Origin of the sequence: Methylosinus sporium (assembly GCF_003113265.1) — a bacterium.
Classification (GTDB): domain Bacteria; phylum Pseudomonadota; class Alphaproteobacteria; order Rhizobiales; family Beijerinckiaceae; genus Methylosinus; species Methylosinus sporium.
The window spans coordinates 17,587-26,939 of the sequence record NZ_PUIV01000032.1 but is presented as its reverse complement, the minus strand read 5'-3'; the positions used below and the strand labels follow the sequence as shown (position 1 = coordinate 26,939).

Annotated in this window: 13 protein-coding genes and 1 tRNA gene; 7 read left to right on the top strand and 7 right to left on the bottom strand. The window is 63.2% G+C overall.

All coding sequences use genetic code 11. From position 1 onward, the window contains the following. Nucleotides 1-75: 75 nt before the first annotated feature. Together C5689_RS15675 and C5689_RS19015 are read left to right on the top strand one after the other, a co-directional pair. Nucleotides 76-150: transfer RNA gene (locus tag C5689_RS15675), tRNA-Val, on the top strand. Nucleotides 151-153: 3 nt separating this feature from the next. Further along, nucleotides 154-948, top strand: coding sequence for a Ros/MucR family transcriptional regulator (locus C5689_RS19015; RefSeq protein WP_306432201.1), 795 nt, complete (start codon nucleotides 154-156; stop codon nucleotides 946-948). Between the two features lie 63 nt (nucleotides 949-1,011). On the opposite strand, the gene C5689_RS15665 is transcribed toward C5689_RS19015, so the two are convergent. Then, complete coding sequence (locus tag C5689_RS15665; protein ID WP_108918190.1) at nucleotides 1,012-1,776, bottom strand: metallophosphoesterase family protein; 765 nt, start codon at nucleotides 1,774-1,776, stop codon at nucleotides 1,012-1,014. A 193-nt stretch (nucleotides 1,777-1,969) separates the two neighbouring features. Between C5689_RS15665 and C5689_RS15660 the strand changes: the two genes are divergently transcribed. Genes C5689_RS15660 through C5689_RS15650 form a run of 3 tightly spaced genes read left to right on the top strand, consistent with a single transcriptional unit; the run spans nucleotide 1,970 to nucleotide 4,617 of the window. Continuing rightward, the gene (locus C5689_RS15660) at nucleotides 1,970-2,557 is read left to right on the top strand and encodes a TadE/TadG family type IV pilus assembly protein (RefSeq protein ID WP_108918189.1); all 588 of its coding nucleotides are present in this window, start codon (nucleotides 1,970-1,972) and stop codon (nucleotides 2,555-2,557) included. A 27-nt stretch (nucleotides 2,558-2,584) separates the two neighbouring features. Beyond that, nucleotides 2,585-3,160, top strand: coding sequence for a TadE/TadG family type IV pilus assembly protein (locus tag C5689_RS15655; protein ID WP_108918188.1), 576 nt, complete (start codon nucleotides 2,585-2,587; stop codon nucleotides 3,158-3,160). A 20-nt stretch (nucleotides 3,161-3,180) separates the two neighbouring features. Continuing rightward, complete coding sequence (locus tag C5689_RS15650; RefSeq protein ID WP_108918187.1) at nucleotides 3,181-4,617, top strand: TadE/TadG family type IV pilus assembly protein; 1,437 nt, start codon at nucleotides 3,181-3,183, stop codon at nucleotides 4,615-4,617. Nucleotides 4,618-4,678: 61 nt separating this feature from the next. On the opposite strand, the gene C5689_RS15645 is transcribed toward C5689_RS15650, so the two are convergent. After that, nucleotides 4,679-5,104 carry a four-helix bundle copper-binding protein gene (locus C5689_RS15645; protein ID WP_108918186.1) on the bottom strand — a complete coding sequence of 142 codons (426 nt, stop codon included), beginning with the start codon at nucleotides 5,102-5,104 and terminating at the stop codon, nucleotides 4,679-4,681. Nucleotides 5,105-5,268: 164 nt separating this feature from the next. Here C5689_RS15645 and C5689_RS15640 point away from each other — a divergent pair, with 164 nt between their 5' ends. Further along, on the top strand, nucleotides 5,269-5,499 hold the full coding sequence (locus C5689_RS15640) for a hypothetical protein (RefSeq protein ID WP_108918204.1): 231 nt from the start codon (nucleotides 5,269-5,271) through the stop codon (nucleotides 5,497-5,499). Nucleotides 5,500-5,517: 18 nt separating this feature from the next. Here C5689_RS15640 and C5689_RS15635 read toward each other — a convergent pair whose 3' ends face one another. From C5689_RS15635 to tpiA, 5 genes are all read right to left on the bottom strand, one after another. Then, the gene (locus C5689_RS15635) at nucleotides 5,518-5,826 is read right to left on the bottom strand and encodes a hypothetical protein (protein WP_174800280.1); all 309 of its coding nucleotides are present in this window, start codon (nucleotides 5,824-5,826) and stop codon (nucleotides 5,518-5,520) included. Nucleotides 5,827-5,907: 81 nt separating this feature from the next. Then, nucleotides 5,908-6,120, bottom strand: coding sequence for a hypothetical protein (locus C5689_RS15630; protein ID WP_108918185.1), 213 nt, complete (start codon nucleotides 6,118-6,120; stop codon nucleotides 5,908-5,910). Nucleotides 6,121-6,340: 220 nt separating this feature from the next. Beyond that, nucleotides 6,341-7,420: a 3-deoxy-7-phosphoheptulonate synthase gene (locus tag C5689_RS15625; protein WP_108918203.1), complete on the bottom strand. Its 1,080-nt coding sequence runs from the start codon at nucleotides 7,418-7,420 to the stop codon at nucleotides 6,341-6,343. Nucleotides 7,421-7,632: 212 nt separating this feature from the next. Beyond that, a complete protein-coding gene (locus tag C5689_RS15620) occupies nucleotides 7,633-7,863 on the bottom strand; it encodes a hypothetical protein (RefSeq protein WP_108918184.1) in 231 nt (76 codons plus the stop codon). 99 nt (nucleotides 7,864-7,962) lie between these two features. Beyond that, a complete protein-coding gene (gene tpiA, locus C5689_RS15615) occupies nucleotides 7,963-8,721 on the bottom strand; it encodes a triose-phosphate isomerase (RefSeq protein ID WP_108918183.1) in 759 nt (252 codons plus the stop codon). 205 nt (nucleotides 8,722-8,926) lie between these two features. On the opposite strand from tpiA, the gene ndk reads away from it, so the two are divergent. After that, entirely contained in the window at nucleotides 8,927-9,349 is a 423-nt protein-coding gene (ndk, locus tag C5689_RS15610; RefSeq protein ID WP_108918182.1) for a nucleoside-diphosphate kinase, read from the top strand. Nucleotides 9,350-9,353 lie beyond the last annotated feature (4 nt).

The window sequence follows — 9,353 nt, the reverse complement described above, 5'->3', positions numbered from 1 at the left end:
CCAGGGCGCTTGCGCCTCGGCCCGACTGCCGCTATACGGGCGTCACTCGCGTCGAACGAACCCGGTCGGCGCAGGGGGCGCGTAGCTCAGCGGGAGAGCACTACGTTGACATCGTAGGGGTCACAGGTTCAATCCCTGTCGCGCCCACCATCTATGTCACATCGAGTTTCATGTCGCTTCGAGCGGGCTTCGACCTCTCGCTTCGCGCATTATCGTGCGTCCGATTCGTCCAAATGGCCATCACGCAGCGAAAGCGTCCGCCGAAGAAACGCTCGGGTCGCCGGGGATGCTCCGATTGCCGAGAGGCGGCTTTGGCGCCGTGCGACGGTTGCGATCGCTCTGCAATATTTCGGCGTGATGAGCCGCTGCAAAAAAGCGAGTTTCTTGTTCGATGCGCGTGTCTTTGCGAGTAAGTCGATGATTGCAATCGACAGCGATATCGGCTCCAATATAAAAGATTTGAACGCCGAGGAAAGCACCATGTCCGAAGCCGAAGACAAAGCGCTCGTCGCACAGATACTCTCTTCCTATCTTTCGAATAATACTGTTGCTCCTGTCGATCTCCCTTCTGTCATTGCGGCGGTGAAAAAAGCTTTCGGCAACGGCGATGCGGCGATAGCGGCCGCTGCGGAGGGAGAAGCCAAGCAATGGCGGCCGTCCGTTCCCGTGAAGAAATCGGTTAGCCCCGAAGCGATTACTTGTCTTTGCTGCGGAGAGCCGTTCAAATCCTTGAAGCGTCATCTTCAGGCCGAACATAAGCTGACCCCGGACGAATATCGCGCCGCTTTCGATCTGAAGAGCGACTATCCGATCGTCGCGCCCGATTACGCCGCCCGGCGCTCGGCGCTGGCGAAATCGCTCGGCCTCGGCCGCAAGCCCGCCGCGAAGCTCGTCCCGCCGCCGAAAAAGCGCGGCGCGCCGGCGCGCAAGGCGGTCGCCGAGGCGTGACGCGCATCGGTCGCGCCGCTTTCGCCGGCGGCGCGAGAGCGGCGCGTCGGTTTCACGAGCTTGTCAGACATGGCCCGCGAACAGCATTCGGCGACTGTCCGTCTCGAGAACGAGAGCGGTGAGGATAGAGGTCGCGAATGCGCCCGTATCGACATTGATGCGGTTGGGCAGGATGTCGGGCTCGGAGACGGGCGTGTGACCATGCACGATCATCTTTTCCCAGGCGCCTCGGAAGCTCAAAAACTCCTCCCGAATCCACAACAGATCCTCGGCTCTCTGAGCGTCGAGCGGCACGCCGGGCTTTGCGCCCGCATGACAGAAGAAATAATCGCCATAGCTCGCGGTCAGCGGCGTCTCCTGAATGAATCGCCTGTGCGCGTCCGGGAGCCGCGCCGACAAAGCGCGGCGCGCCTCCTCATAGCCCTTGCCGCGCATGATGGAAGAGACCTCCACCCCATAGGAATGAAGGGTCTCGATGCCGCCGAACCTGCGCCAGCTCTCGAGGACGGACGCGTCCTCGAGGAAGCGCATGAATATTTCCTCGTGATTGCCGCGGAGCGCGAGAAAGGGCGTCGGAAAATCGCCACGGCTCAGCCAATCGACGACGGTGGAGGACTGCAGGCCGCGGTCGATGTAGTCGCCGAGAAAAATCGTCAGCATAGCCGACGGCGCCGATGCGCGCTCCTCCTCGATGCGCCGCGCGAGCTTGTCGAGGAGGTCGGCGCGTCCATGGATGTCGCCGACGGCGTAAATTCGCAGATCGGGTGGGAGGCGCGTCGGAAGCCCGGTCTGCAATGTCTGAAATTGCGTCAATCGAGAATTGGTCATTTCATCGGTCCGAGACCAGTCGCGCCCGGAGGCCCGCCGCGACATTCTGTCCAGACACTAGAGCAGATCGTCGGCCGATGAAATCGCGCGGGACCGCGATCGTCGCCTTTATCCTGTTCGCGCCCCGCGAATAGCTCGGCTCTGGTAACGGTTTTTTTGCCGGCTTCGCTCATGCTGGGGGCGGAGAGAAAATATGCGCAGGGACGACGAAAAAGCCGGCGATCGAGCGGCGCGCGAGGCCGATGTCGACGTAAGGGCGTTTCGCGCGGGCGCGGCGCTTTTGGCGTGCCGCCGCGGCGCGGCGATCGTCGAATTCGCCTTCGTCGCGGCGCCGCTCTTTGCGATTTTGATCGCGATCTGCCAAGTCGGCGTCGTGTTTCTCGCGCAGCAGGAGCTCGAATCCGCCGTCGAGAAATCGGCGCGCACTCTGCTGACCGGCGAGGTCCAGAAGAATGGTCTCGACCGGTCGCAATTCACGACCAAGGTCTGCGGCGGCCTCACCGCGCTCTTTTCCTGCTCGCAGCTGATGGTCGATGTGCAGACGGCGAGCGCCTTTTCGTCCGTCGATACATCGGCGCCGGTCCTCACCTATGATTCCAGCGGCAAGGTCACCAATAGCTGGAAATTCCAGACCGGCGGCGTCGGCAGCATCCTCGTGCTGCGCGTGATCTATCAATTTCCCGTCGTCGGCGGGCCGCTCGGCTTCAATCTGGCCAATCTCGCCAATGGCAGACGCTTGCTGATGGCGACCGCCGTATTCCAGGTCGAGCCTTATTCTTGAAATAGCATCGGAGCAGGTCCTTTGCGAATGCATTGTCTCAGCCGCTTCTTCTCGCGCGCCGGCCGGCGCGCGCGAGATGGCGCTCGCACGCTGCGGCGCGACGAAGGCGGCATGATCGCGGTGGAATTCGCATTGTTGATTCCGATCGCCGTGCTGATCCTCGTTGCCGAATTCACGCTCGGAGAGGCGATCGGCATCAGCCGCAAGGTGGCGATCACGGGACGCACGCTGACCGATCTCGTCGCGCGGCGCGCAGTCGTGTCTTCCGCCGATCTCACCACTATTTTGAACGCTTCGACGCAAATCATCGCGCCCTTCCCGAGCGCCAATCTGAAGATCGTTCTCGCCCAGCTGTCCACGGATGACAAAGGCAAGACGACGACGGTCGAATGGAACGAGCCCTTCAATACGACGGGTCTCGTCAACAAATCGACCTTCGTGCTGCCGGCCGGCATGGCGCAGGCCGGAACCTGGCTGATCTATGCCGAAGTTCGTTATGACTATACCCCGCCCTTCGGCGCGAAGCTGATCCCCGCCGTGCCGATCCGTTACACATTCTATATCAATCCACGCATCACCTCGTCGGTGCAGCGGGTGAACTGAACGAAAAGGCGGCGCGACGCATGACGATCTTCCCGGCACTCGCGAGATTCTTCGCCCATCGCAAGGGCAATGTCGCAATCATATTCGCGCTCACCGCGATCCCTCTGATGATCGCCGCCGGCGGCGCCGTCGATTATGCGAGCGCGGGGCGCGTCAAGACGCAGCTCTACGCGGCCGCCGACGCCGCAGCGCTCGCCGCGACGACTCCGCCGATGATGCTGAAATCGGAGGCCGTCGCCAAAGCCGCTGCAACGACCATGTTCGCCGCGCAGGCGGCGCAGATCACGCGTCAGACCTACAACGCCGTCAATCTCGCCATAGACGTCCACGACAAAGTCGAACCGGGCTCCATGACGCGCAGCGTGTCGGTCACCTATACGACGCAGGTGCCGAATTCTTTCGGCGCTTTCTACGGCCTGCGCACGTCGAACATAATGGTGAACGCCGTGGCGAGCGCGACGACGGCGCGCAATATCGATTTCTATCTGCTGCTCGACAACTCCCCCTCGATGGAGCTGCCGGCGACGCAAGCGGGCGTCGATGCGATGAACGCGACCGGATGCGCTTTCGCGTGTCACGAGAAAAACCTCAGCGACGGCGAATACACGAACAAATATGCGGGCTGGGGAACCATCGACAGCTACGCCTACGCCAAGAACAATGGCATAAAGCTGCGCATCGACAATGTGCGCGAGGCCGCCAAGAGCCTCGCCTCGACGGCGCAATCGCTGATGTCCTCCAATGGCGCGACCTATCGTCTGGCGGCCTATAATTTCAATTATGCGGTCTCGATGATGCAGAGCCTCGTTCCGACGACGAGCGCCAATGTGAGCCTCATCCAGGCCAATATCGAAACCATGACTCCGCCCTTGATGGATTCGAACAATTATCTCGCGTCCAATTCGTCCTACACCTATCCGACCGGCGTCTCGACCTACAATACGGTCACGACCGGCGGCGCGCTGCGCAACAATGATGCGATGACCGATCTCAATCAGGCGTTCACCAAGCTGAACGCAACCATGCCGGCGCCGGGTAGTGGCACGACCGCCGCCGGCGACACGCCGCAAGAGGTCTTGATGCTGGTGACCGACGGCGTGATCGACGCGAGCAATTATTCCAGCACGAGCTGCACGACCTCGATCAATTCGAGCTATTCGAATTCCTATGGTTCTTTCTATCGCTGTCTTCAGCCGGTCGATGTCTCGTATTGCACGGCGATCAAAAATCGCGGCATTCGCATCGCTGTGCTCTACACGACCTATTATCCCGTGCCGAGCAACGGCTTCTACAACGCCACCGTCGCGACTTTCGCTTCGCAGATTTCCGACAATCTGAAGAGCTGCGCCTCGTCCTCGGATCTCTACTTCGAGGTCAACACGGGCGGCGACATCACCACCGCTCTGGCGACCTTGTTCCAAAAGGCCGTCTCCACCGCCTCGCATCTCACGCAATGATCGGGCGCGAGCCTGCGCCATTCGCCGATCGCCCGCGCAGGCTCGATCGCTCGCGTCCGCGTCAGACCGAGACCTTGCGGCATTCGTCCGCGCAGGCTTTGCATTCGGAATATTGCGGGAAGCGGTCGCATTCTTTCTTGCACGCCATGCAGACGTCGCCGACCGCCTTGGCCAGGGTCGGCGTGAAGGGCGAATTGACCGCCGCCAGCGATTCGAGCGCGGCGCAGGCGGAGACGAGATCATAGGCGGCCTTGGTGCAGCCGGCCATGCTCGTATCGTTCATCGACAGCATTCCGAAGCAGTGACGCAGGCATTCATTGCCGGTCGAGACACATTCGGCGCTGGTCTTCATCAGCGGCTGAAACTTCGGACCGTGCATCATGTGCTCGGAGTGCGGATTGGCGAATTGCTCCTCGGCCAGAGCGCGCGTGGCGGAGAGGGCGGCGGCCGCGCCGACGGCGGCGGCGACGAATTCGCGACGTTCCATGGAGAGCCTTCCTTTCTCGATCGAGGAAAGTTTTGCTCCAAATGGCGCAGGCCGCAGAAAATTCAATCTTTTTTCTCGGTCTAGCAGCGCGTCATTTTTATTGCGCACGCGAGCGGAAAGGCCATTTAGGAAGAAAAAGGGGAGGAAGACGCAAGGAGGAGGAGATGGAGCCGAAAATCGCGCTCACGCTCGCGCGCGGAGATGCGGAAGCGCTCATGGGTTGCCTGCGACGTCGCTTCGAGCGGCTGTGCGACATTCGCAAAGAACTCTGTGAGCCGGACGAATTCGACGAGCTGGAGCGCGAGGAGCGCGCCTATTTCGACGCCGAGAATGCGCTTGTCGAGCGCGTCATCGGCGAATTGGCGCGCGCCCTCGAAGAGGAGCCGCGCCACTGAGGCGCGAGCGTCTGCGCGTCACGCATCGCAGGGCGAAGGGGCTGTAGCGTCCCAGGCCAGCGGCCGCGGCGCGCGGCGGCGCGTCTCCGGCCATCTCGCCAGCAGCATTCGCAAGACGACCATGAGATCGGCGGCGGCGCGCGCCTGGCCGAGATCGACGAAGCCGCGAATATCGGCGACGAGAATGTCGCGCACGGCGGCGGCGCCGCGGTGGCTGTTGAGGAGATAGCTGGCGAGCGTTCGCTCATGCGCCTTCGAGGGGGCGGCGTCTCCGAACGGCAGGAGATCGAGGCCGCTCGGCGCCAGTATTTCGGCGATCTGCATCATCGGTCGGCTCCACGACTCGTTTCTGACGCAGAGCGCTAAACCGACGAAAATGACGTTTTGTGACAGCGGCTATCGGGGGAACTACCTATCGAGCGCAGGCGCGGCGGAGGCTTTCTCGCGCAGCAGCCGCTCCGCGCATTCGGCGACGCGCAGCCACACGACGCAGCCCTCGCTGTCGCCCGTTTTTTGGAAATCAGTGGCCCTTTCCCGCGCATTGGACGGCGCTTCACCCAGCAGCCGGTGGGTCAGCGCGCGTGCATGAATCTCGACGGCCTGTTCCAGGGAAATCTCCATAGGATCCGCTCCTCGTCGCAGCCGTTGCAGCCGCGTTCGTTCACGCGACATATCTGTGGCACATGACGTAGAGCGCCGGCCGTGCGGCGCAGTGTCGCGTTTTCCGGCCGAGCTGCAGGCCGCGCGTTCCGGCCGAAGCTCTCGAAAGATCGGGGACAAGTCGATATATGCCCGCTCTTTCAAGCTGATCGGCAGAAGCTACGGGATGCGGCGCATCGGCTCAGGAGGCGATGCGCGTCGTCCCTGAGGTGGATCGCCGCAGCTCGACAGCGGTCGCGACACGACGCAGCGCGGCGAGCGAGGTCGCCCAGTCGATGCAGCCGTCGGTGACGCTCTGGCCATGGACGAGCCGCTTGCCGGGAACGATATCCTGTCGCCCTGCAACGAGATTGCTCTCGATCATCAGACCGATGATGCGCTGCTCGCCGCCCTCGATCCGCCGGGCCACATCCTCGACGACGAGAGGCTGGTTCTCGGGCTTCTTGCTGCTGTTGGCGTGCGAGGCGTCGATCATCAGATATGGCGAGACGCGCGATTTCTCCGCTTCTTTGGCTGCGGCGTCGACGCTGGCGGCGTCGTAATTGGGCGTCTTTCCGCCGCGCAGAATAATGTGGCAGTCCTCATTGCCGCTGGTCGAGGCGATGGCCGAGCGGCCGTCCTTGGTGACGGCGAGGAAATGATGCGGCTGCGAGGCGGACAGCACGGCGTCGAGCGCGATGCGCACATTGCCGTCGGTGCCGTTCTTGAAGCCGACCGGGCAGGAGAGGCCGGAGGCGAGCTCGCGATGCACCTGGCTCTCCGTGGTGCGCGCGCCGATCGCGCCCCAGCCGACGAGATCGGCGATATATTGCGGCGTCGTCATATCGAGGAATTCGCAGCCTGCCGGCAGGCCGAGCTCATTGACCTCGAGCAGCAGCCGCCGCGCGAGTCGCAGCCCCGCCTCTATGTCGAAGCTGCCGTCGAGGCGCGGGTCGTTGATGAGGCCTTTCCAGCCCACAGTGGTGCGCGGCTTCTCGAAATAGACGCGCATGATGATCAGGAGCCGGTCGCCGAGCTCACGCTCGGCCTCGGCCAGCAGGCGGGCATATTCCATCGCGGCGTCCGGATCATGGACCGAGCAGGGGCCAATGACGACAGCGAGGCGATCGTCGCGCCCGCGCAAAATTTCGCGCAGGGCGGCGCGCGCGCCGAGCACGGTGGCGCTCGCCGTCTCGCTACGCGGAAGCTCGCGCATGATCTCGGCGGGCGGGCTCAATTCGGTGATTTTGACGATGCGAAGGTCGTCGGTTTCGGTCGGCACGGCGGGCTCCTTGTTTTCGAGCGTCACGCCGGCGGCATAAAAAAGCCGCCAGCGGGACTGGCGGCTCTCGGGGTTTTCAGGCTTCGCGTTACTTCAAGTCACACGCGTTCGCCTCCCGTCGCCGCCGGCGCAGGATAGCTAAAGTACCAGTAGTAGCGCGTAGAGCGGGCGAGGGTCATGACGGCAGAGTTAAAGCGGAGAGGGGGAGAGAGTCAAGGCGCCGGCACGCAGAGCCCCGAATATCCGGTCATGCGCGTATTCAACGGCGAGCCGTTCTCCCTGCCTTCGGCCGCTATTCCGAAGGAGGCGCGCGGCTGCAGCTTGCGCGCGGCCTCGACGCATTTTTCTTCCGTCGCATAGCCGGGAATGGCGTTGGTCGCCACGGCGCCGGCGGCCTGGGAGGTGGTGACGACGAAGGTCGCGACGATGAGAGTGTAGGACATTGAAAATCTCCTCGCGAGCAATGAAAGCGAATGAAAAATGGCGAAGACGCCGTTACGCTTCGAGACCCTATCGCGAAACGATTGCGAGAACGTCGCCGCTCAGCGATAGATTTCGGCGATTTCCAGAAATTCCTTCGCGGTCAGAGAGGCGCCGCCGACGAGCGCGCCATCGACATTTTTCACGCGCAGCAGCTCGGCGGCGTTGGCGGCCTTCACCGAGCCGCCATAGAGAATGCGCGTCGCCGCGGCGCCGGTGCCGAAGTGTATGACGAGCCGGGCGCGGATGGCGGCGTGCATTTCGGCAACGTCGAGAGGCGTCGGCGTGAGGCCGCTGCCGATCGCCCATACGGGCTCATAGGCGACAACCAATTTGTCTGGCGCGGCGCGGCGCGGCAGCGAGCCGTCGAGCTGCGCCTCGACGATCGCGGATGCGCGGCCGGCGTCGCGCTCGGCGCGAGTCTCGCCGACGCAGACGATGGGCGAGAGCCCGGCGCGCAGGCCCGCCAGCGCCTTGGCGCGGATCAGCGCGTCGCTCTCGCCATGATCCGCGCGACGCTCGCTATGGCCGACGATCACATAGGAAGCGCCGGCGTCGGCCAGCATTTCAGCCGATATATCCCCCGTATGGGCGCCGCTCGGCCTTTCGTGGCAATCCTGGCCGCCGAGCGCGATTTCGGCCCCGGCGAGGAGTCGCGACGCGCGCTCCAGCAGAGTGGCCGGCGGACAGATCGCCAGCTCCACTTTTTCGCGCAGAGCCGCGTCATAGCCGCCCGCTACCGCCTCGATCTCGCCGAGCGACGCCGAAAGCCCGTGCATTTTCCAATTTCCGGCGACGAGCGGGCGCGGCGTGGAAGACATGTCCGGGCGTTCCTCTCAAGTCGAAGCGTGAAGCGAGCAATCTGGCCATATCAGCGCTCGCCGCCACGAGCAATTCGCCGCGACGCCGCGCGGTTGCGGTCAAAAGGAAAATTGTCGCCGCTCCGGCCGGGTTGCCGGGCGTTCGGCCGACAGCTATAAGCGCCGCGATCTTTCCCATCCTCGAACTCGACGAGAAGACGCGCCCATGGCGACCGAACGCACATTCTCCATCATCAAGCCGGACGCCACCAAGCGTAATCTGACCGGCAAGATCAACGCCCTCATCGAGGACGCCGGGCTCCGCATCGTGGCGCAGAAGCGCATTCAGATGACGCGCGAGCAAGCCGAGACCTTCTACGGCGTCCACAAGGAGCGCCCCTTCTTCGGCGAGCTGATCGACTCGATCATCTCCGGCCCGGTCGTCGTCCAGGTTCTGGAAGGCGAGGGCGCCATCGCCAAATATCGCGCCGTGATGGGCGCGACCAATCCGGCCAGCGCCGATCCGGGCACGATCCGCAAGGAATTCGCCGTCTCCATCGGCGAGAATTCCGTGCATGGCTCCGATGCGCCGGAGACGGCGGCGATCGAGATCCCGCAGTTCTTCTCGGGCAATGAGATCGTCGGCTGATTTT